This is a genomic window from Ralstonia sp. TCR112, from assembly GCF_007997035.1.
GTDB classification, from domain to species: domain Bacteria; phylum Pseudomonadota; class Gammaproteobacteria; order Burkholderiales; family Burkholderiaceae; genus Ralstonia; species Ralstonia edaphi.
Genome location: NZ_VOSS01000022.1, coordinates 1 through 22,357 on the forward strand (window position 1 = coordinate 1; position 22,357 = coordinate 22,357).

Annotated in this window: 20 protein-coding genes; 17 read left to right on the top strand and 3 right to left on the bottom strand. The window is 63.4% G+C overall.

Features of this window, described 5'->3' with window-relative positions:
- The first annotated feature begins 107 nt into the window (after positions 1-107).
- The 4 genes from FUT88_RS07645 (at position 108) to FUT88_RS07660 (ending at position 2,643) form a co-directional block, all read left to right on the top strand.
- Positions 108-776 (top strand): DUF2589 domain-containing protein, encoded by a 669-nt coding sequence (locus FUT88_RS07645; RefSeq protein WP_147214474.1) that lies wholly within the window; start codon positions 108-110, stop codon positions 774-776.
- A gap of 109 nt (positions 777-885) precedes the next feature.
- Complete coding sequence (locus tag FUT88_RS07650; RefSeq protein WP_147214475.1) at positions 886-1,650, top strand: DUF2589 domain-containing protein; 765 nt, start codon at positions 886-888, stop codon at positions 1,648-1,650.
- Complete coding sequence (locus FUT88_RS07655; protein WP_012762196.1) at positions 1,640-2,092, top strand: lysozyme; 453 nt, start codon at positions 1,640-1,642, stop codon at positions 2,090-2,092. The genes FUT88_RS07650 and FUT88_RS07655 overlap by 11 nt, the downstream gene beginning before the upstream one ends.
- A 41-nt stretch (positions 2,093-2,133) precedes the next feature.
- Positions 2,134-2,643, top strand: a complete 510-nt coding sequence (locus FUT88_RS07660; RefSeq protein ID WP_147214476.1) for a hypothetical protein — start codon at positions 2,134-2,136, stop codon at positions 2,641-2,643.
- Positions 2,644-2,658: 15 nt separating this feature from the next.
- On the opposite strand, the gene rnhA is transcribed toward FUT88_RS07660, so the two are convergent.
- Both rnhA and FUT88_RS07670 read right to left on the bottom strand, forming a co-directional pair.
- Positions 2,659-3,105: a ribonuclease HI gene (rnhA, locus tag FUT88_RS07665; RefSeq protein WP_009240904.1), complete on the bottom strand. Its 447-nt coding sequence runs from the start codon at positions 3,103-3,105 to the stop codon at positions 2,659-2,661.
- 39 nt (positions 3,106-3,144) lie between these two features.
- A complete protein-coding gene (locus FUT88_RS07670; protein WP_186829258.1) occupies positions 3,145-4,050 on the bottom strand; it encodes a class I SAM-dependent methyltransferase in 906 nt (301 codons plus the stop codon).
- Between FUT88_RS07670 and gloB the strand changes: the two genes are divergently transcribed.
- From gloB to FUT88_RS07710, 8 genes are all read left to right on the top strand, one after another.
- Positions 4,049-4,888, top strand: coding sequence for a hydroxyacylglutathione hydrolase (gene gloB / locus FUT88_RS07675; protein WP_147214477.1), 840 nt, complete (start codon positions 4,049-4,051; stop codon positions 4,886-4,888). The genes FUT88_RS07670 and gloB overlap by 2 nt on opposite strands.
- 137 nt (positions 4,889-5,025) lie before the next feature.
- Positions 5,026-6,576: a transglycosylase SLT domain-containing protein gene (locus FUT88_RS07680; RefSeq protein WP_147214478.1), complete on the top strand. Its 1,551-nt coding sequence runs from the start codon at positions 5,026-5,028 to the stop codon at positions 6,574-6,576.
- Between the two features lie 145 nt (positions 6,577-6,721).
- Positions 6,722-8,638, top strand: coding sequence for a propionate--CoA ligase (gene prpE / locus FUT88_RS07685; protein WP_147214479.1), 1,917 nt, complete (start codon positions 6,722-6,724; stop codon positions 8,636-8,638).
- 327 nt (positions 8,639-8,965) lie between these two features.
- Positions 8,966-10,102: a glutamine-hydrolyzing carbamoyl-phosphate synthase small subunit gene (gene carA / locus FUT88_RS07690; protein WP_147214480.1), complete on the top strand. Its 1,137-nt coding sequence runs from the start codon at positions 8,966-8,968 to the stop codon at positions 10,100-10,102.
- A gap of 21 nt (positions 10,103-10,123) precedes the next feature.
- Positions 10,124-10,798: a leucine efflux protein LeuE gene (gene leuE, locus FUT88_RS07695; protein ID WP_147214481.1), complete on the top strand. Its 675-nt coding sequence runs from the start codon at positions 10,124-10,126 to the stop codon at positions 10,796-10,798.
- Positions 10,799-10,814: 16 nt separating this feature from the next.
- The gene (carB, locus tag FUT88_RS07700; RefSeq protein ID WP_147214482.1) at positions 10,815-14,060 is read left to right on the top strand and encodes a carbamoyl-phosphate synthase large subunit; all 3,246 of its coding nucleotides are present in this window, start codon (positions 10,815-10,817) and stop codon (positions 14,058-14,060) included.
- Positions 14,061-14,255: 195 nt separating this feature from the next.
- Entirely contained in the window at positions 14,256-14,732 is a 477-nt protein-coding gene (greA, locus tag FUT88_RS07705; protein ID WP_027681156.1) for a transcription elongation factor GreA, read from the top strand.
- Between the two features lie 20 nt (positions 14,733-14,752).
- A complete protein-coding gene (locus FUT88_RS07710; protein ID WP_147214483.1) occupies positions 14,753-15,220 on the top strand; it encodes a DUF4149 domain-containing protein in 468 nt (155 codons plus the stop codon).
- Between the two features lie 55 nt (positions 15,221-15,275).
- On the opposite strand, the gene FUT88_RS07715 is transcribed toward FUT88_RS07710, so the two are convergent.
- Complete coding sequence (locus tag FUT88_RS07715) at positions 15,276-15,776, bottom strand: YhbY family RNA-binding protein (RefSeq protein WP_024972561.1); 501 nt, start codon at positions 15,774-15,776, stop codon at positions 15,276-15,278.
- A 108-nt stretch (positions 15,777-15,884) separates the two neighbouring features.
- On the opposite strand from FUT88_RS07715, the gene FUT88_RS07720 reads away from it, so the two are divergent.
- The 5 genes from FUT88_RS07720 to pstS all read left to right on the top strand — a co-directional run bounded on the left by FUT88_RS07720 (position 15,885) and on the right by pstS (position 22,254).
- Complete coding sequence (locus FUT88_RS07720) at positions 15,885-16,550, top strand: RlmE family RNA methyltransferase (protein WP_147214484.1); 666 nt, start codon at positions 15,885-15,887, stop codon at positions 16,548-16,550.
- A 131-nt stretch (positions 16,551-16,681) separates the two neighbouring features.
- Positions 16,682-18,568, top strand: coding sequence for an ATP-dependent zinc metalloprotease FtsH (gene ftsH / locus FUT88_RS07725; protein WP_147214485.1), 1,887 nt, complete (start codon positions 16,682-16,684; stop codon positions 18,566-18,568).
- Between the two features lie 146 nt (positions 18,569-18,714).
- A complete protein-coding gene (gene folP, locus FUT88_RS07730) occupies positions 18,715-19,578 on the top strand; it encodes a dihydropteroate synthase (protein ID WP_147214554.1) in 864 nt (287 codons plus the stop codon).
- Positions 19,579-19,686: 108 nt separating this feature from the next.
- Positions 19,687-21,030, top strand: coding sequence for a phosphoglucosamine mutase (gene glmM, locus FUT88_RS07735; RefSeq protein WP_147214486.1), 1,344 nt, complete (start codon positions 19,687-19,689; stop codon positions 21,028-21,030).
- A 189-nt stretch (positions 21,031-21,219) separates the two neighbouring features.
- Positions 21,220-22,254, top strand: a complete 1,035-nt coding sequence (gene pstS, locus FUT88_RS07740; protein ID WP_147214487.1) for a phosphate ABC transporter substrate-binding protein PstS — start codon at positions 21,220-21,222, stop codon at positions 22,252-22,254.
- The last annotated feature ends 103 nt before the right edge of the window (positions 22,255-22,357 follow it).

Consider the following 22,357-nt stretch of genomic DNA (forward strand, 5'->3'; position numbering starts at 1 on the left):
GCCTTGGCTGGGACTTTCGAGGCATCGAACCTTGGCGGGAAAACTCTTACTTTGGATTCGGGCGCACAAACCTGTGCGTCGAAATAATTCAATGTGAGGAGTTTTAAATGGACAACGGACTTATCGGGTCGGTTATCAATGCGCTGCCGATCGACAAGATGATCTCTGCGCCGCTGCAGGCCATGATCGCAGCGCAAACCTCGGCGGCAAAATCCTATGCGGATTTTCTGTTGCAGGTCTGTATTCAGAACGGCAAAGCCGTTGCGGTGCAATTTGACTACGACGAAACCATCGTCGACGAGAAGGGCGTGTCGCAGGGCACGATCCAGAAGACGATGCGCATTCCGCTGCTGTGCGCGGTCGTGCATCCGGTGATCGCCATCGAGGAAGGCACGATCGACTTCGAGTTGGAGATTTCGCAGTCGGAGAAATCGTCGTCCACCACCGAGGCGGAAGGGTCGTTCCAGGCCAAGCTGGGCTGGGGCCCGTTCAGCGTGTCGGTGTCGGGCCGCGCTTCGCACAAGTCGGAGCAGACACGCAGCACCGATACGCGCGCCAAGTACTCCTTCCACACCCAGGTCAAGCGCCAGAACCCGCCGGAAGCGCTGATGCGCGTGATGGAGTTCTTGACTGACGCGGCAACCAAGCCGGTGGTCGTCAAGGGCAAGGAGAACGACGTCAAGCCGCTGCCGGCCACGCCGACCGACGGCACGATGATCGGCGAAAAGGTGCCGGCTGGCGGCAATGCGCCGGCCCCGGCTCCGGCAAATCCGTAAGCCCCCACGGCGGTGGACACCGGCCGGCCTCCCCACGGCCGGTGTCCTGATCGGTGCGCGCCCGCCGCGCGCCGCCCATTGATCTCATCGATCCGACCGACCCGACACCATGTTCAATCTCTTCAGCCGCCGCGGGCGTGACGATGGCCGTGCGTCGTCAGCGCCCGCCACACCGCCAGCGCCCGCCGCCAGCGCGCCACCCACGCCACCTGTCTCTTCCGATGCCGCACCGTTTCCCGAGACGGCGTCCGATGCGTCTCCGCCGCCGCCACCGGGTTCGTCTCCGCCTGGCGGGCGCAACGGCGGGGGAAGCAACAGCAATAGCCACGGTCATCCGGGCTTGAATGGCCTGACGCTGGACGACATCACGCGCGGCATGCAGCACGCCGCAGCCTCCGCCAACCAGATGCTCGCGCAGCAGTACACCACGCTGCTCGACCAGTTTTTCGACGCCGACGAGAGCGGCACGCTGGTCGCCCGCGAGGTGGAGCTCGCGCTCGACAGTCAGCACCGGCTGGCGCTGCCGCTGGTATCGCTGGCGATGCCGCGCGGTCTCGCACTCGACGAAATGACGGTGAACATGACCGTGCGCAGCGACCTCGCCGAGGCCTTGCCCCTGCACGGCGCGGCCGCCGGCGGTGTTGGCCGGTTCTACGTTTCGCTTGCGCCGCATTCCCAGCGTGAGATCGGCCGCGACAGCGAGCACATCGACATCGAAATGAAGTTCACCGCGCTGCAGCCGCCGGAAGCCGTGATGCGCGTGATCGACGAATACACGAATCGGCTGGTGCCAAGGCCCCTGCAGCCCAATGCCGCGGGTTCCGACGGCCCCGGCACCACCAGCACGCCCCAGGAGAAAAGCGATGAGCACTGAGCACAACCCGCGCACCACAGGCGAGCGAGGCCTCGCGCTGATCAAGGAATCGGAAGGGCTGCGTCTGTCGACGTATCTGGATGCGGTCGGCAAACCGACCATCGGCTACGGCCACCTGATTCGGCCCGGCGAGACCTTCAACGGGCCGATCTCTCAGCAACAGGCCGAAGCGCTGCTGCGCAAGGACCTGGCCGACACCGAGCAGGGCATTGCCAAGGCCGTGCGCGTGTCGATCACGCAAGGGCAGTTCGACGCCCTGGCGTCATTCGTCTTCAACCTGGGGGCGGGGCGGCTGCGCTCGTCGACGCTGCTGCGCAAGCTCAACGCGGGCGACTACGCCGGCGCAGCCAACCAGTTCCTGCTGTGGGACAAGGCCGGCGGCAAGCCGCTCAAAGGGCTGACGAAGCGTCGTCAGGCCGAACGCAAGCTGTTCCTGTCCTGATTCATCACCACGTTACTTCAACGTTCAACGGAGAAGCTCGCATGCATACCGAACCGATGTCCGTGATTCCCACCACCCGTCCGCGCCGCTTGCATCGCGTGCTGACATGGCTTGCCGCCGCTGCCGTCGCGATTGGCATGTCCTACGCCCGCGCAGCCGACGCCGGAGCCTCTACGTGTACGGCCGAGGTGCAGCGCATCCGCGTCGAACTCGGAAGCCAGGATCTTCCGACGTTCAACGATCAAGCCGGGCGCTACCTGGCCGACACGCTGAATCAGCTCTACGCCTACGGCACGCTGCCCAACCGTTACGTGCCGGACCGCCAAGCCAACTGGGAGCCGGGCGCGAATCGCCCCGTCATGATGCAGAAGCGCAGCATCGGTGGTGACTGGTGGGCGCAGACCGGCCTGCTGCAGGCGGATATCGACGATGGCCTTTCGAAGCGTGGCCCGCTGCGGCTCGTCTATGCGCAGGACGGCAAGCCGCAGTACGTCACGACCACCGCCGCCAATGCACCGCAGATCCCGACGCAGCGTTGCGCGGGCAAGTGAGCGCGCGCGGCCGCGTCAGGCTTTTGCCTGGCGCGCCATTTCGACGCCCTTGTTGGCCAGCGCATCGGCGCGCTCGTTGCCGGGGTGGCCGGCATGGCCCTTGACCCAATGCCAGCTCACCTCATGTCCAGCGACGAGTTCATCCAGCGTGCGCCAGAGGTCGTCGTTTTTGACCGGCTTCTTGTCGGCCGTCTTCCAGCCGCGCGCCTTCCAGCCGGCCAGCCATTCGCTGATGCCTTTCTGGACGTACTGCGAATCGGTATAAACCTGCACCCGGCATGGCCGCTTCAGCGCGCGAAACGCTTCGATCACGGCCATCAATTCCATGCGGTTGTTGGTGGTCAGCGCTTCGCCGCCAAAGAGTTCTTTTTCGTGGCTGCCCGAGACGAGCACGGTGCCCCAGCCGCCGAGGCCGGGGTTGCCCTTGCACGCGCCATCGGAATAAACGGTGACTTCCTGCATTGAGAAACGATGGGTGATCAGTGAGTGGAACGGGCGCGCTCAGACGCCCGGTTTGCCGTCACGCGCGGTCGCCGATGGCGCCTTGGTCGAATGCGAGCCCGAAGGTGTCGCGACCGGGGTGCCGGCCGGCACCAGCGCCGGCGATTTGCGTGTCTTCCATGCCGGGCCGACCAGGCGCATGGTGCGCACGCGCTTGACGGCCTGCAGCATGTACACCGCGCCGAAGATCGGCCACCAGCGGTCGCCGGCCTTTTCCATGAAGGCGGTGCGCTGCAGCCATTTGTCCGAGCGATTGGGCGGGCAGTAGCAGCCGAAACGGCCGCGCACGATATCAAATCCAAGCAGCTTGAGCCAGTCCTTCAGGCGCGTGAACGCAATCATCTGGCTCTGCGCGGGCAGAAACGATTCCGTGCCCAGGCGCCGCATGCCCTGTCGCATGCCCCATAGGCTGAGCGGGTTGAAACCGGTGATGACGAGACGCCCCTCCGGCATCAGCACGCGCGCCACTTCACGCAGCACTTCGTGCGGATCGTCAGTAAATTCCAGCACGTGGGGCAAGGCGACCAGGTCGATGCTCTGCGAGGCGAAGGGCAGCTCGTCATAGCGGCAGATTACGCGGGGCGTGGCCTGGCGCTGCGGCGTGTTGGCGTCCGGATCTGCGTCGGCGGCATCGGCGGATTCTGCCGGGTTGCCGTCCATCGGGTCGAGCGTTTCGATGGGGGCCGTCGGGTCAATGTCGTCAACCACGCGGGCGATCAGCGGGATGCGGTTTTCGCGCAGTGCCCCAAAGCCGGGGTGGCCCAGCTGCAGCGCGTGATAGCCGAACATGTCGGCCACCGTGCGATCGAATTGAGCCTGCTCCCAGCGCAGGACATATTGCCCGGGCGGCGAAGCGAGCCAGTGGTGCCAATCTATAATGCGACGATCGTTAGAGGAGTCGGACATGGTCCAGGGTGGTGTGCCGCGTGGTGTAGCGCTTGAGGTGGAGGCGATCGCTGCGTTTGCCGACAATTATATTTGGGCACTACACGATGGCCGAGTGGCTGCTGTCGTCGATCCGGGCGACGCGCAACCGGTGCTGCGCTTCCTGAAGGAGCGCGGGCTCGCGCTCGGTGCCATTGTAATCACACATCATCATGGCGATCACGTCGGCGGGGTGCGCGAACTGCTCGCGGCGTATCCGGAGAATCCCGAAGGAGCGCCGCTGCCGGTCATCGGCCCAGCCAACGAATCGATTCCGTGCCGCACGCAGGCCGTGCGCGAAGGCGATGTCGTCACGCTCACGCAGCCGGCCGCCACCTTCCGGGTGCTCGATGTGCCCGGGCATACCAGCGGTCATGTCGCCTACGTGGGACACCTTCAGGGTAATGCCGCATCGGCGAGCCTGTTTTGTGGCGATACACTCTTCGCCACCGGTTGCGGCCGGCTTTTTGAAGGGACGCCTGCGCAGATGCGCGCGTCGCTGGCCAAGCTGGCGGCGCTGGCGCCCGATACGCGTGTCTATTGCGCGCATGAATATACGGCATCGAATGTGCGCTTTGCGCGTGCAGTCGAGCCTGGCAACGCCGACTTGGCAGCCTGGGAGGATGAGGTAACGGCGTTGCGGGCCGAGGGCCGCTCGACTGTACCCACTACCGTTGGCCACGAGCGGGCGACCAACCCATTCATGCGATCAGATGACGCCAATGTGACGCGGGCGGTGGCACGCCATGCGGGTATCGACGCCGATGATCCGGTTGCGGTATTCGCTGCGTTGCGCGAGTGGAAGAACGATTTCCGTTGAGAAACCTCGGCGCGCGGCGATGACGCAGCCCATGTGATGCCTCCAGCCGGCGCCCGGCCGGGTGAACGCGGGTTGACGCGGTCGGATGCGTTTCTTACTATCTGGGGCAATTTTTAGCCCTAACCCCACAGAACTTGATGCGATCCGTGCGACTTCTTGCGGCAACTGTGCTCAGTCTGCTCCTTGCGGCCTGTGCAACGGCTCCCGGGCCGAATGCCGACACGGCCAGCACCAGTGCCTCCTCCGCCACCGGCCAATCCCCCGCGCCGGTCGTCAATGTCGATCAGCAGCCCGTCGCGTCCCTGAAAGGGCCGGCCAAGGACCTCTGGGCGCGCATTCGCCAAGGTTTCTCCATGCCCGACCTGCAAAGCTCGGCCGTGGATGATCGTACCGACTGGTATGCGCAGCGCCCGGACGCCTTCCGCCGCATGGTGGATCGCTCCAACCGCTACCTGTATCACATCGTCGAAGAGCTGGAGCGGCGCAACATGCCCACCGAGCTGGCCCTGCTGCCGTTCGTGGAAAGCGCGTTCAACCCGCAGGCGGTGTCGAGCGCCAAGGCTGCCGGAATGTGGCAGTTCATCCCGAGCACCGGCCGAACCTACAACCTCAAGCAGAACGTTTTCCAGGACGAGCGCCGCGATGTGCTGGCCTCGACCGACGCTGCGCTCGACTATCTTTCCAAGCTGCACGACCAGTTTGGCGACTGGCAACTCGCGCTGGCCGCCTACAACTGGGGTGAAGGCGCGGTGGCGCGGGCGATTGCGCGCAACCAGGCCGCGGGGCTGTCGACCGATTACGTCAACCTGAACATGCCCGCAGAGACGCGCATGTACGTGCCCAAGCTCCAGGCGGTGAAGAACATCATCGCCAACCCGGAGCGCTACGGCGTTACGCTGCCGGATATCCCGAACCATCCATATTTCGTCACCGTCACCACGTCACGCGATATTGATGTGACGCTGGCGGCCAAGCTGGCGAATCTGCCGATGGATGAGTTCAAGGCACTGAACCCGTCGTTCAACCGGCCGGTCATCCTTGGGGCGTCGAACCCGCAGATTCTTCTGCCGTACGACAACGCAGAAACGTTCCAGTACAACCTGAACACCTATCGCGGCGGGCTTTCCAGCTGGACGGCCGTGACGGTTGGCAACCGCGAGCGTGTGGAAGCGCTCGCGGCCCGGCTCAAGGTCGACCCGGACACCATCCGTGAGATCAACCGCATTCCGAAGGGCATGCGTCTGAAGGCCGGCTCCACCGTGGTCGTACCGCGTGCCGACGGCGCCCAGGAAAACGCACCCGACATCAGCCCCGAGCTGGCCGAGAACGCCACCATGGCGGTCGAACCCGACATGCCGGATCTGAGAAAGGTGGTGGTGCGCGCGGGCAAGCGCGATACGGTTGCAGGTCTGTCGCGACGCTACGGCGTGTCGGTTGCCCAGATTCGCGCGTGGAATCAGCTTCCAGGCGACGCCATCCCCAAGGGGCACAGCGTTGTGCTGATGCTGCCGCAAGCCCGCGGTGGCAGTCGTGGCGGGCATGTGCGTGTGATGCGGGTATCGACCACAACGTCGCGCGCCACAGCGGCAACCACGCGCGTGCCGACTGCAAAGGTGGCCGGCAAGCCCGTCGTCAAGGCGAAACCGGTGGCAACCTCATCCAGTTCGGCCAAGCGCAAGAAGCGCTGAGGTTGGCAAGAAAACGGCGTCCTGCGGGGCGCCGTTTTGTTTTTGAGGACGGCGGTAAGACCTGCGTAAGTTGGCCGACGCACAGTAGGCGCATACAGTACATCGAAGATCGAGCCGTCGCAGACGATGGCCAGGAGACAACGTCATGCCCATGTCCGCCGCGTATCGCGCGCTGTATCAGCGTTCCATTGACGACCCTGTCGGCTTTTGGGGCGAGCAGGCCCAGCGCATCGATTGGCAAACGCCGTATTCCGCCGTCCTCGACGATTCGCGCCTGCCGTTTGCCAAGTGGTTCGTGGGCGGACGCACCAACCTATGCCACAACGCCGTCGATCGGCATCTCGCCACGCGTGGCGAACAAGCGGCGCTGGTGTATGTCTCGTCCGAAACCGGCGTGGAAACGACGTACACGTATCGCCAGCTCCATCGCGAGGTCAACCGCATGGCGGCGAGCCTGCAGGCGCTGGGCGTCAAGCGGGGCGATCGCGTGCTGATTTATCTGCCGATGATTCCCGAGGCCGCGTTCGCCATGCTGGCCTGTGCACGCATCGGCGCGATCCACTCGGTGGTGTTCGGTGGTTTTGCCTCCAACAGTCTTGCCACGCGCATCGACGACGCTACGCCTCGCGTGATCGTCAGTGCGGATGCGGGCTCGCGAGCGGGCAAGGTGGTCGAGTACAAGCCGTTGCTCGACGCTGCGATCGAGCTGGCGGGGCACAAGCCCGAGCGCGTGCTGCTCGTCGATCGCAAACTCGCGCCCATGCAGCACAACGCCCGCGATGTCGACTACGCAACGCTCGCCGCACAGCATGCCAACGCTGATGTGCCGTGCGAATGGATGGAATCCAGCGAGCCCTCGTACATCCTTTACACATCAGGTACGACCGGCAAACCGAAGGGCGTCCAGCGCGACACGGGCGGCTACGCGGTGGCGCTGGCGGCGTCGATACCGCTGATTTTCGGCGCCCAGCCTGGCGACACGATGTTCACCGCATCCGATGTGGGCTGGGTGGTGGGGCACAGTTACATCGTCTATGCGCCGCTGCTCGCGGGCCTGACGACGGTCATGTACGAAGGCACGCCAATCCGCCCCGACGGCGCGGTCTGGTGGCGCATCGTCGAGCAATACCGCGTGAACGTGATGTTTACCGCGCCGACCGCCATTCGCGTGCTCAAGAAGCAGGATCCTGCGCTGCTGCAGCGGCATGACCTGTCGAGCCTGCGCCGCCTGTTCCTTGCCGGCGAGCCGCTGGACGAACCCACCGCCAGCTGGATCGGCGAGGCGCTACACAAGCCCATCGTCGACAACTACTGGCAGACCGAGACGGGCTGGCCGATGCTGGCGATTCCGCAAGGGGTCGAGCCGTCCATGCAAAAGCTCGGCTCGCCGGGCTTCCCGGTCTATGGCTACAAGCTCGACATCCTGGACGAGGCCACCGGCGAGCCGTGTGCCCCGGGCGAGAAAGGCCTGCTGGCTGTTGCGGCGCCTCTGCCACCGGGCTGCATGACCACCGTCTGGGGCGACGACGCCCGCTTCCTGCAGACGTACTGGTCGGCGTTTCCGGGTCGGCACATTTATTCGAGCTTCGACTGGGGTGTGCGCGACGAGGAGGGCTACGTGACCATCCTGGGCCGCACCGACGACGTGATCAACGTGGCCGGCCACCGCCTCGGAACGCGCGAGATCGAAGAAAGCCTGTCGTCGCATCCCGCCATCGCCGAGGTGGCGGTGGTGGGCGTGGCCGATCAGCTCAAGGGCCAGGTGGCGATGGGGTTTGCCATCGTGCGTGACGCCTCGCGCATTGCGGATCCGGCGGGGCGCTTGGCGCTGGAGGGCGAGTTGATGCGCACGGTCGAGGCGCAGCTTGGAGCCGTGGCGCGGCCATCGCGCGTGTTTTTTGTCGGGGCGCTGCCCAAGACGCGCTCCGGAAAACTGCTGCGGCGGGCCATGCAGGCCGTCGCGGAAGGGCGGGATCCGGGCGATCTGACCACCATTGAAGACCCCACGGCGCTCGCTCAGGTGCAGGCGGCCATGCGCGGTGAGCAGGGCCACGAGAAGTGACGTTCCAGCCAGTCAGGAGTGGCGTTTGCTGGCATGGCGGGGCGTCACAATTCGGCGGGCATGCGCCGTTAAGTCCTTCCTTTCATTGAGTTTTTTGCGGCGCCGGGGTATACTTGTCGGGTTTGAGTTCAGAAACCCATCACCCTAGCGCCAACCGCTTCCTACCTCCCGCCTACCGCCCCGTCTGCCTCGTTCCTCGGTGATTTCTGGTGAGTTCTGTCCCAGTCCCGACTCGACGCGCAAACGGCCGGATTCCGCGCAGCCGGAATTCCGCTTTGGCGCCAAGGTGATCAGGTCGGCACAGGGTGAATCCAGCAGGAGCTACCCGTGTTGCCGTCTTTCCCGCCCGCCATCCTCGCGCTTGCAGACGGCACGGTCTTTCGTGGCTATTCCATCGGTGCGGCCGGTCATACGATCGGCGAAGTGGTGTTCAACACCGCGATCACCGGCTATCAGGAAATCCTCACCGATCCGAGCTACTCGCGCCAGATCGTCACGCTCACGTACCCGCATATCGGTAACGTTGGCGTGAACCGTGAGGACGTCGAAGCTACGAAAGTCCATGCCGCCGGCCTCATCATCAAGGATCTGCCGATCCTCGCGTCGAACTTCCGCAAGGAGCACTCGCTCTCGCATTACCTGAAGGGTGAGAAGGTCGTCGCCATTGCCGGCATCGATACCCGCAAGCTGACCCGCATCCTGCGTGAGAAGGGCGCCCAGAACGGCTGCATTCTCGCCGGCGAAGACAACGTGCAGAAGGCCATCGACCTGGCGCGCTCGTTCCCGGGCCTGTCGGGCATGGATCTGGCCAAGGTCGTGTCCGTGACCGAACCGTACGAGTGGACCCAGACCGAATGGGCGCTGGGTCGCGGCTACGGCAAGCAGGAAGCCCCGAAGTACCACGTGGTCGCATACGACTTTGGCGTCAAGTTCAACATCCTGCGCATGCTGGCCGAGCGCGGCTGCCGCGTGACGGTGGTGCCGGCGCAAACCAGCGCAGCCGACGTGCTGGCGCATAACCCGGATGGCGTCTTCCTCTCCAATGGCCCCGGCGATCCGGAACCGTGCGACTACGCCATCGCCGCTGCCAAGGAGTTCTTGGAGCGCCGCCTGCCGACGTTCGGCATCTGCCTGGGTCACCAGATCATGGGCCTGGCTGTCGGCGGCAAGACGCTGAAGATGAAGACCGGCCACCACGGCGCCAACCACCCGGTCAAGGATCTGCAGGACGGCCGCGTGGTCATCACCTCGCAGAACCACGGTTTTGCAGTCGATCCGGAATCGCTGCCGGCCAACGCGCGCGTGACGCACGTCTCGCTGTTCGACGGCACGCTGCAGGGCTTCGAACTGACGGATCGTCCGGCATTCTGCTTCCAGGGTCACCCGGAAGCGTCGCCCGGTCCGCACGACATCGCGTATCTGTTCGACCGCTTCACTGCGGCGATGGACGCAGCGAAGCAGTAAAGCAATCGAGATCGCATCGCCATGAACGCTTTCATGCTCGCCCACTTCGGCATCACCGAGTTCTGGACCTTCCTGCTCGGCACGATCTTCATCGTGCTGCTGCCCGGGCCGAACTCGATGTACGTGCTGTCGGTGGCGGCCCGTCGCGGTGTGCGCGCGGGCTACCAGGGCGCGTGCGGCGTGTTCCTGGGCGATGCCATCCTGATGGTGTTGTCGGCGGCGGGCGTGGCTTCGCTGTTGAAGGCGAGTCCGGCGCTGTTCTACGTCGTGAAGTACATCGGTGCGGCGTATCTGGCTTGGATCGGCCTGCAGATGTTGCGCGGCGCGGTGCGCAACTGGCGCGCGCGCAAGGCTGGTGAGTCCGGCGCACAAGACGCGGCCCCGGCTGATGAATCGCACCCGTTCAAGAAGGCGCTGATCATCAGCCTGCTGAACCCGAAGGCGATCCTGTTCTTCATCTCGTTCTTCATCCAGTTCGTCGATCCGCACTACGCGCTGCCGGTGGTGTCGTTTGTCGTGCTGGGGCTGGTCTGCCAGATCTGCAGCTTCCTGTACCTGACCACCATCATCTTCGTGGGCGCGCGGCTGGCCGCGGCGTTCCGCGCGCGACGACGTTTGTCTGCCGGTATGAGCAGCGGCGTCGGCGCCATGTTTATCGGCTTTTCCGCCAAGCTGGCGACGGCCACACTGAATTAATCGAATCGAGCGGGTTATGCCAAAACGTACAGATATCAAAACCATCCTGATCATCGGCGCGGGTCCGATCATCATCGGCCAGGCGTGTGAATTCGATTACTCCGGCGCGCAGGCTTGCAAGGCGCTCCGTGAAGAAGGTTTCAAGGTGGTCCTGGTCAACAGCAATCCGGCCACGATCATGACCGACCCCAGCACGGCCGACGTGACCTACATCGAGCCGATCACCTGGGAAGTCGTCGAGCGCATCATCGCCAAGGAGCGCCCCGACGCGATCCTGCCGACGATGGGCGGCCAGACCGCGCTGAACTGCGCGCTGGACCTGCATCGCCACGGCGTGCTGAAGAAGTACAACGTCGAGCTGATCGGCGCGTCGCCCGAGGCCATCGACAAGGCAGAAGACCGCCAGAAGTTCAAGGACGCGATGACCAAGATTGGTCTCGGTTCGGCCAAGTCCGGCATCGCACATTCGATGGACGAGGCCGTGGCCGTGCAGTCGCAGATCGCCAAGGAAACCGGCACGAGCGGCTACCCGATCGTGATCCGTCCGTCGTTCACGCTGGGTGGCACGGGCGGCGGCATCGCCTACAACCGTGAAGAATTCGAAGAGATCTGCAAACGCGGTCTCGACCTCTCGCCGACCAACGAGCTGCTGATCGAAGAATCGCTGCTCGGCTGGAAGGAATACGAGATGGAAGTCGTGCGCGACAAGGCCGACAACTGCATCATCGTCTGCTCGATCGAGAACCTGGATCCGATGGGCATCCACACCGGTGACTCCATCACCGTGGCCCCGGCGCAGACCCTGACCGACAAGGAATACCAAATCCTGCGTAATGCCTCGCTGGCCGTGCTGCGCGAGATCGGCGTGGATACCGGCGGCTCGAACGTGCAGTTCTCGATCAATCCGAAGGATGGCCGGATGATCGTGATCGAGATGAACCCCCGCGTGTCGCGTTCGTCGGCGCTGGCGTCGAAGGCCACCGGTTTCCCGATCGCCAAGGTCGCTGCCAAGCTGGCCGTGGGTTACACGCTGGACGAGCTGAAGAACGAAATCACCGGCGGTGCGACCCCGGCGTCGTTCGAGCCGTCGATCGACTACGTGGTCACCAAGGTGCCGCGCTTCGCGTTCGAAAAATTCCCGCAGGCCGACAGCCACCTGACCACGCAGATGAAGTCGGTCGGTGAAGTGATGGCCATGGGCCGGACCTTCCAGGAATCGTTCCAGAAGGCGCTGCGTGGCCTGGAAGTCGGCGTGGACGGTCTGGACGAAAAGTCCACCGACCGCGACGAGATCATCGAAGAGATCGGCGAAGCCGGTCCGGACCGCATCTGGTATCTGGGCGATGCATTCCGCCTGGGCCTGTCGATCGACGAGGTCTACGCCGAGACGTCCATCGACCCGTGGTTCCTCGCGCAGATCGAAGACATCGTCAAGACGGAAGCACTGGTCAAGGCACGCACGCTGGAAAGCCTGTCGGCTGCCGAGCTGCGTCTGCTCAAGCAGAAGGGTTTCTCCGACCGTCGCCTCGCCAAGCTCACCAAGACGACCGCCAAGGCCGTGCGCGAAAAGCGTATCGCCGAGAAGGTGCGCCCCGTCTACAAACGCGTCGACACCTGCGCCGCTGAATTCGCGACCAACACGGCGTATCTGTACTCGACGTACGAAGCCGAGCATGGCGAGTGCGAAGCCGAGCCGACCGGAAACAAGAAGATCATGGTTCTGGGCGGTGGCCCGAACCGGATCGGCCAGGGTATCGAGTTCGACTACTGCTGTGTGCACGCCGCGCTGGCACTGCGCGAAGACGGGTACGAGACCATCATGGTCAACTGCAACCCGGAAACCGTCTCGACCGACTACGACACGTCCGATCGCCTGTACTTCGAGCCTGTGACACTGGAAGACGTGCTCGAAATCGTCGACAAGGAAAAGCCGGTTGGCGTGATCGTGCAATACGGCGGCCAGACCCCGCTGAAGCTCGCGCTGGATCTGGAGGCCAACGGCGTGCCCATCATCGGTACGTCGCCGGACATGATCGACGCGGCCGAAGACCGTGAGCGCTTCCAGAAGCTGCTGCACGAGCTGGGCCTGCGTCAGCCGCCCAACCGCACCGCGCGTGCCGAAGACGAAGCCCTCAAGCTGGCCGAAGAAATCGGCTACCCGCTGGTGGTGCGTCCGTCGTATGTGCTGGGTGGGCGCGCGATGGAAATCGTGCACGAGCCGCGCGACCTCGAGCGTTACATGCGCGAAGCCGTGAAGGTGTCGAACGACAGCCCCGTGCTGCTCGACCGCTTTCTGAACGACGCCATCGAATGCGATGTGGATTGCCTCTCCGACGGCAAGCGCGTGTTCATCGGCGGCGTGATGGAGCACATCGAGCAGGCCGGCGTGCACTCGGGCGATTCGGCTTGCTCGCTGCCGCCGTATTCGCTGTCGCAGGCGACCGTCGACGAACTGAAGCGCCAGACCGCCGCGATGGCGAAGGCGCTGAACGTGGTTGGTCTGATGAACGTGCAGTTCGCCATCCAGCAGAAGGGCGGCGAAGACATCGTCTACGTGCTGGAAGTGAACCCGCGTGCCTCCCGCACGGTGCCGTACGTTTCGAAGGCGACCGGTGTCTCGTTGGCCAAGGTTGCGGCTCGCTGCATGGCAGGGCAGTCGCTGGATTCGCAGGGCGTCGAGACGGAAGTCGTGCCGGCGTACTACAGCGTCAAGGAAGCGGTGTTCCCGTTCAACAAGTTCCCGGGCGTTGATCCGGTGCTCGGACCGGAAATGCGCTCGACCGGCGAAGTCATGGGCGTCGGCAAGACGTTTGGCGAGGCGCTCTTCAAGAGCCAGCTCGCCGCCGGTTCGCGCCTGCCCGAGAAGGGTACCGTGCTGATGACCGTCAAGGACAGCGACAAGCCGCAAGCCGTGGAAGTGGCTCGCGCGCTGCATACGCTCGGCTACCCGATCGTGGCGACGCGCGGTACCGCCTCGGCCATCGAGGCCGCTGGCATTCCGGTGCGGGTGGTCAACAAGGTGAAGGACGGCCGTCCGCACATTGTCGACATGATCAAGAACAGCGAGATCGCGCTCGTCTTCACGACCGTCGACGAGACACGTGCCGCGATTGCCGACTCGCGTTCCATCCGCCAGGCTGCATTGGCGCAGCGCGTGACTTACTACACAACCATCGCTGGTGCGCGCGCCGCGGTGGAAGGTCTGAAGCACATGCAGCACCTCGATGTGTATGACCTGCAGGGCCTGCACGCCACGCTGTAAGCCCATCGTCAGCGCCCGCGACGCGGCATAGCGTCGCGGTGAACCGGCCGGAGAGGAGCAGTTGCCGCCTCCGGACGGTTCGCCTAAACTAGAGCGTCCGTGTCAAAACAACGACAGCCGCCGTCAGGCGGGTGTGCGCTACGCGCCCTCCCGCTTCGCAGCGGCTGATTTTTTTGTGATTCCGAATTACTTACGATGAGCACCATTCCGATTACCAAGCGCGGTGCCGAGATGCTGAAAGAGGAGCTTCAACGTCTGAAGACCAAGGAGCGTCCGGCCGTCGTCAACGCCATCGCCGAGGCGCGAGCCCAGGGCGATCTGTCCGAAAACGCCGACTATGATGCCGCCAAGGAGCGCCAGGGCTTCATCGAAGGCCGCATCCAGGAAATCGAAGGCAAGCTGTCTGCTGCGCAGATCATCGATCCGGCTTCGCTGGACGCCGACGGTCGCGTGGTTTTTGGCGCCACCATCGATCTGGAAGATCTGGATTCGGGCAAGCCCGTCACATACCAGATCGTCGGCGATGATGAAGCCGATCTGGAAACGGGCAAGATCTCGATCAGCTCGCCGATCGCACGCGCGTTGATCGGCAAGTTCGAAGGCGATGTCGCTACCGTGGTTGCTCCCGGTGGCGAACGCGAATACGAAGTCCTGGCCGTCAAGTACCTCTAACCAGATCCAAGGCAACCACCATGCCGCAGCGCTTCTTCCAGTTGCTTGCCACGGTATGGTGCGGTTCGCTCTGGACCATCGGTTACATCGTCGCGCCGACGCTGTTTGCGATGCTAGAAGATCGCCAGTTGGCCGGCTCCATTGCCGGCCGATTGTTTCATGCGCAAGCGTGGATCGGCCTGGCGACAGGGTGTTTGCTGCTGCTGGCTGCCACGGCGCTCGTGCGCCGCGGTGAGGTCGGTTACCGGCGGCTGCGCTGGCTTGTGCTGGCGATGCTGCTATGTGTGCTGGTGGGCTATTTCGGCCTGCAGCCGTTCATGGCTTCGCTGCGCGAACAGGCCGATGCGCTTGGCGTGGCGGTGGGGGATTCGCCTTACCGCGCACAGTTTGGCATGCTGCATGGCGTATCGAGCGTGTTCTATCTGGTGCAGAGCCTTCTGGGGGTGGCCCTGATCTGGAAGGCGGCGGGCATTCGGCAAACCGCCTGAGGCAAAAAAAGACCGGCTGAAAAGCCGGTCGTTTTCTGTGCAGCCCCGAATTGGATCAGGACAGCGCCTTCTTTTTCTGGCTGGTTTGACGCGGCTTTGCACGCTTGACGTTGCCGCCGGCCGTGACGCGTTCGTTGCCAAGGACGCTCAGCCGCACCGGCTTCGGGCGGCGCGCGCTATTCGGGTTCGGCTTGCGCACGGTAACCGAGCGTGGACCGGCGCCCACCGTGGTCTTGCGCGGCGGCTTGAGGTCTCGCGGCTGGTTTTCCTTCAGGTACGCTGGGCCTTCGCGCCAGATCACCAGCAGCTTGCCGATGTGCTGTACGGGAGCTGCCTGCAGGCGAGCGCAGATGGTGTCATAGAGTTCGATGCGTGCTTCGCGGTCATCGCCGAAGACGCGGATCTTGATCAGCCCGTGGGCCGCCAGCGAGCGGTCGATTTCAGCCAGAACGGCCTTCGTCAGACCCTCCGCACCGATGATGACGACCGGGTTCAACGCGTGCGCTTCGGAGCGCAGTTCCGATCGTTGGGCAGGGGTGAGGGTAAGGGCGGGCATAAATGAGGGCGGAATCGCGCAAATAGACAAACGGCGCGTATTATCCGCCAAAACCAGTCCTGGCCGCCATGTTTGGCGCTACATCCGGGCGAAATTGCAACCAATTCGATGGCAAAGAACAAATTCAACCAGTCGTGGCTGCACGACCATATCAACGATCCGTACGTAAAGCTGGCGCAGCGCGAAGGCTATCGCGCACGTGCTGCTTACAAGCTCAAAGAGATCGACGAGCAGGACAGGCTCATCAAGCCGGGTCAGGTCATCGTTGATCTGGGTGCCGCGCCCGGCAGCTGGAGCCAGTACGTACGCAACAAGCTGGCCGCCTCGCCGCGCGCCAAGGACGGCCGGATTGACGGGGCGATCGTCGCCATCGACATCCTCCCGATGGAAGCCATCGCCGACGTCACCTTCATTCAAGGTGACTTCCGCGAGGACGACGTTTTCCGGCAACTGGAAGAAATCGTGCTGGAAGCCACGGGCGGGGGCAAAGTGGACCTTGTTTTGTCCGACATGGCCCCCAATCTCTCAGGCGTGGCGTCGGCAGACGCCGCGCGCATGGAGCACATCGCCGAGCTGGCTGTCGAATTTGCCATGGCGCACCTGAAACCTGAGGGCGCGCTGCTGATCAAATGTTTCCACGGCAGCGGCTATAGTCAGATCGTCGAGATGTTCAAGCGTCATTTCAAGATCGTGGCGCCGCGCAAGCCCAAAGCCTCCCGGGACAAATCGTCCGAGACATTCCTGTTGGGCCGCCAGCTCAAGCATCCGGGCTGACGGACGATACTCAGGAAGGGGCCGTCGGCTGGCACGGTGGTCCGTCGGTCTTGCGGGCAATCAACCCGCGGCGGTGTCCGTGCATTACAATGCCAAGCATCCCGTCAAGGCATTTCTAAAGGAGTCTCGCCTTGAATAACAACTGGTTTCAGAAGGCGGCCATCTGGCTGGTGATTGCCTTGGTGCTGTTCACCGTCTTCAAGCAGTTCGACAAGCCGCGCACCCAAGAAGGTGTGACTTACTCGCAATTCATGGACGACGCAAAGGCCGGCAAGGTCAAGCGTGTTGAAGTCCAGGGCCGTACGTTGTTGGTCACGCCCAACGAGGGCAACAAGTATTCGATCATCTCGCCGGGCGACATCTGGATGGTCGGCGACCTGATGAAGTACGGCGTGCAGGTGACCGGCAAGGCGGAAGAAGAGCAAGGTGTGCTCCTTACCGCGCTTTACTACCTCGGCCCCACGCTGCTGATCATCGTGTTCTGGTTCTACATGATGCGGCAGATGCAGGGCGGCGGGAAAGGCGGCGCCTTCTCGTTCGGCAAGTCCCGGGCGCGGCTGATTGATGAGAACAACAACAGCGTCACGTTTGCTGACGTGGCAGGCTGTGACGAATCGAAAGAAGAAGTCGTCGAACTGGTCGACTTCCTGAAAGATCCGCAGAAATTCCAGAAGCTCGGCGGTCGTATTCCACGCGGCGTGCTGCTGGTCGGCCCTCCGGGTACCGGTAAGACGCTGCTGGCTCGCGCCATTGCTGGCGAAGCCAAGGTGCCGTTCTTCAGCATCTCCGGTTCGGACTTCGTTGAAATGTTCGTCGGCGTGGGCGCAGCCCGCGTGCGCGACATGTTCGAGAACGCCAAGAAGCAGGCACCCTGCATCGTCTTCATCGATGAAATCGATGCAGTGGGTCGTCATCGCGGCGCTGGCATGGGCGGCGGCAACGACGAGCGCGAGCAGACTCTGAACCAGATGCTGGTGGAGATGGACGGCTTTGAGGCCAACTCGGGCGTCATCGTGATCGCGGCCACCAACCGGGCTGACGTGCTCGACAAGGCGCTGCTGCGTCCGGGCCGCTTCGATCGTCAGGTCTACGTGGGCCTGCCCGACATCCGTGGCCGCGAGCAGATTCTCAAGGTCCACATGCGGAAGGTGCCGATCGGCAACGACGTCGATGCATCGGTGCTGGCGCGTGGCACGCCGGGCTTCTCGGGCGCCGATCTGGCCAACTTGGTTAACGAAGCAGCGCTGTTTGCTGCACGCCGTAACAAGCGTGTGGTCGACATGCAGGACTTCGAAGATGCGAAGGACAAGATCTTCATGGGTCCGGAGCGCAAGTCGGCCGTGATTCGGGAAGAGGAGCGCCGCGCTACGGCGTACCACGAGTCGGGCCACGCGGTTGTCGCCAAGCTGCTGCCGAAGGCTGATCCGGTGCACAAGGTTACGATCATGCCGCGCGGCTGGGCTGGTGGTTTGACTTGGCAGCTGCCGGAGCACGACAAGCACTACGCCTACAAGGACACGATGCTCGAAGAGGTTGCGATCCTGTTCGGTGGCCGTGCCGCAGAAGAGGTATTCCTGGGCGCGATGAGCACCGGTGCCTCAAACGACTTCGAGCGTGCCACCAAGATGGCCCGCGACATGGTGACGCGCTATGGCATGAGCGACGCGCTCGGCACCATGGTCTACGTTGATACGGAACAGGACGGCTTCTTTGGCCGCATGGCATCGAAGACGGTGTCTGAGGCAACTCAGCAGAAGGTGGATTCGGAAATTCGCCGTATCGTTGATGAACAATACGCCTTGGCGAAGGGTCTCCTCGAAGCGAATCGCGACAAGGTCGAAGCGATGACTGCGGCGCTGCTCGAGTGGGAAACCATCGACGCCGACCAAGTCAACGACATCATGGACGGCAAGCCGCCGCGCCCCCCGCGCTACGGCTCGACCGGTGGCGGTAGCACCCCTCCGGGTGGCGGTACGCCGGCTGGCGTGAGTCCGGGCAACGTGCCTGCCACGGCATGATGATGCTTCGTTAGTTTGTCGCCTCGGGGCGGCGCGGAAGAGCCGGTGCAAGCGCACCGGCTTTTTTGTTGGCGCTTTCTGGCGTGCCTGGCGTAGCATTCCGGTCCTGCGCAGCATTTCCGTCTATCTATATCTTGTCTGCCTCCATTCCGACCACCACACACTTCCAGTGCGGACGTTTTCTTTACGCGCGTGATCGGCGCCCGCTGGTCATGGGCATTCTTAACGTTACGCCCGACTCGTTTTCTGATGGCGGGCAGCACGCCACCCGCGATGCGGCCTTGCGCCACGCGGAGCAATTGATCGCCGAAGGCGTCGACATGATTGACATCGGTGGCGAATCGAGCCGGCCTGGTGCCGAGCCGCTGAGCCTGCAAGCGGAATTGGACCGCGTGATGCCCATCGTCGAGGCGCTGCGTGATTGCGGCAAACCGCTGTCGATCGATACCTACAAGCCCGAGGTGATGCGCGCCACGCTGAATGCAGGTGCCGATCTGATCAACGATATCTGGGGCTTCCGCCGCCTGGGCGCCATTGAGGCAGTGGCCAAGGGCAATGCGGGCCTGTGTGTCATGCACATGCAGCGCGATCCCGAAACGATGCAGGAAGCGCCCAGCTATGCGGATTTGATGGGCGAGGTGGAGGCTTTCCTCCGCGTGCAAACGGAGGCGCTGCTGGCCGCCGGCGTGGCGCCTGAGCGTATTTCGCTTGATCCGGGATTTGGCTTTGGCAAGACGCCGGATCACAATCTCACCATGCTCAATCGCTTGGCCGAGTTCCAGCGGATCGGTCTGCCGCTGCTGGCCGGGTTGTCGCGCAAATCGACGCTGGGCGCCGTGCTGGGCGGGAAACCGCCAGCCGAACGCGTGACGGTCAGTGTGGCGGCAGCGCTGCTGGCCGTGGAGCGGGGCGCGTTCATCGTACGGGTGCACGACGTACAGCCGACCGTGGAAGCGATCCAACTCTGGTGGGCCATGCGTCATGAGCGCGTAAATCCCCCACTGGACTGACAGCCGCCCCAGCCTCACGCGGCTGGGGGTCAAGCGAACAGAGGATTGCCCGGCGATGGCCGGCGCCTTACAAACAAAGAAAGAAACATTCTCCAGGAGAGACTCCCAATGTCCAGGAAGTATTTCGGCACCGACGGCATCCGCGGGCGTGTCGGTGAAACCCCGATCACGCCGGATTTCGTGTTGCGCCTTGGGTATGCTGCGGGCCGAGTGCTGGCCCACGGCGGCGAAACGCATGGTCACGGCCGTCCCACCGTGCTGATCGGCAAGGACACGCGTCTGTCGGGTTACATGCTGGAAGCCGCATTGGAAGCGGGATTTACGGCAGCCGGCGTTGACGTGCTGATGAGCGGGCCGCTGCCCACGCCAGGCGTGGCGTACCTCACACGTGCGCTGCGGCTGTCGGCTGGTGTGGTGATTTCTGCGTCACATAATCCGTATTACGACAACGGCATCAAGTTCTTCTCGGCCACGGGCGACAAGCTGCCCGATGAAACCGAGCTGCAGATTGAGGCGGAGCTGGAAAAACCGATGGCGTATGCCGCCTCCGATGCGCTGGGCCGCGCCCGCCGTATCGAGGATGCCGCGGGCCGCTACATCGAGTTCTGCAAGAGCACGTTCCCGAGCGACCTGAACCTGTTCGGCATGAAGGTCGTGCTGGACAGCGCGCATGGCGCGGCCTACCACATCGCACCACACGTGTTCCATGAGCTGGGCGCGGACGTGGTGTCGATCGGCAACCAGCCGAACGGTCGCAACATCAATGACGGCTATGGCGCGACGGCGCCGGGCAAGCTGGTCGAGGCCACGCGCGAGCATGGCGCCGACATCGGCCTGGCCTTCGACGGGGATGCCGACCGCCTGCAGGTGGTGGACCGCAATGGCCGCCTCTATAACGGCGACGAGCTGCTCTACGTGATGGTGCAGGCGCGCCGTGCAGCGGGCCAGACCGTGCCCGGTGCAGTTGGCACGCTGATGACGAATCTCGCCGTGGAGTTGGCGCTCAAGGCGCAGGGCGTCGAGTTTGTACGCGCCAAGGTGGGCGACCGCTACGTTCTGGAAGAACTCAAGAAGAACGGTTGGCTGCTCGGCGGCGAAGGGTCGGGTCACTTGCTTTGCCTCGACAAGCACAGCACCGGCGACGGCATCATCTCGGCGCTGCAGGTGCTTGCGGCATTGCGTCGGAGCGGTCAGACGCTGGATCAGATGCTGGACGGCGTGCGCCTGTTCCCGCAGAAGCTCATCAACGTGCGCGTTGAAAAGGGCTTTGACTGGAAATCGCATGCAGGTTTGCAGACTGCGCTGAAGGCCAGCGAGGCTGAGCTGGATGGCAAGGGGCGCGTGCTGATTCGCCCCTCGGGGACAGAGCCGGTCGTGCGCGTGATGGTGGAGGCGCAGGATGCTGAACTCGCCAACCAGCATGCGGAGCGGCTTGCTGCGACGTTGCAGTGAACTCTTGTCCAGTCAAGTGGTAAGTCCAAAAGCGGCCTGCGAGCCGCTTTTTCTATGCGCGCGTGCCGACTTTCATGCCTTGCAGGTCAGTTATGAGAAGTTTCCGTGTTGTCACAGAAGTGTCATTTGAGCGGCCTAAAGTTCGGATGTCAAAAATCTGTCATCGCTCAACCGCTCCTCGGAGAACTCATGAAATTGGTCAAAACCGCAATCGCTGGCGTGGCTGCACTGGCTTTCGCTGGTGCCGCATTTGCTGTTGACATCACTGGCGCTGGCGCAACGTTCCCGGCACCCGTCTACAACAAGTGGGCGGCCGACTACAACAAGGCGACCCAAACCAAGGTGAACTACCAAGGCATCGGCTCGTCGGGCGGCATCAAGCAGATCACCGCCAAGACCGTCGACTTCGGCGCATCGGACATGCCGCTGAAGGACGAAGAGTTGAACAAGGATGGCCTCATCCAGTTCCCGACCGTGATCGGCGGCGTGGTGCCCGTGATCAACCTGCCGGGCGTGAAGCCGGGCGAGCTGACGCTGAACGGCCAGTTGCTGGGTGACATCTACCTGGGCAAGATCAAGAAGTGGAACGATCCGGCCATCGCCAAGCTGAACCCCAAGGCCAAGCTGCCGGACCAGGACATCCTGGTGGTGCGCCGTGCTGACGGTTCGGGCACCTCGTTCATCTTCACGAACTACCTGTCGAAGGTGAACCCGGAGTGGAAGAGCAAGGTTGGCGAAGGCACGACCGTGAACTGGCCGACCGGCACGGGCGGCAAAGGCAACGAGGGCGTGGCCGCATTCGTGCAGCGTCTGGGCGGTGCAGTTGGCTACGTTGAGTACGCCTACGCCAAGCAGAACAAGATGACGTACGTGAATCTGCAGAACAAGGCAGGCGCCACCGTGCAACCGACCGCTGAAGCTTTCAAGGCCGCAGCTGCCGGCGCCGAGTGGAGCAAGTCGTACTACCAGATCCTGACGGACGAGCCGGGCAAGGACGCATGGCCGATCGCCGGCGCAACCTTCATCCTGCTGCACAAGACGCAAGCCAAGCCGGAGCAGGGCGCTGAAGTCATGAAGTTCTTCGACTGGGCCTACAAGGGTGGTGATGACGCTGCCAAGAGCCTGGACTACGTGCCGCTGCCGGACGCTGTGAAGAACCAGATCCGCGCAACCTGGAAGTCGAGCGTGAAGGATGCTTCGGGCAAGGTTGTCTACAACCAATGATCGTTGCCAGCTGCATAGCGATGCGTAAGTAGGTGCAGCACAAGGTGCGGAGGGGCAGTAAGAACGGCCCTCCGCATCATTCCAAAAGCTTCTTTCACGGCTG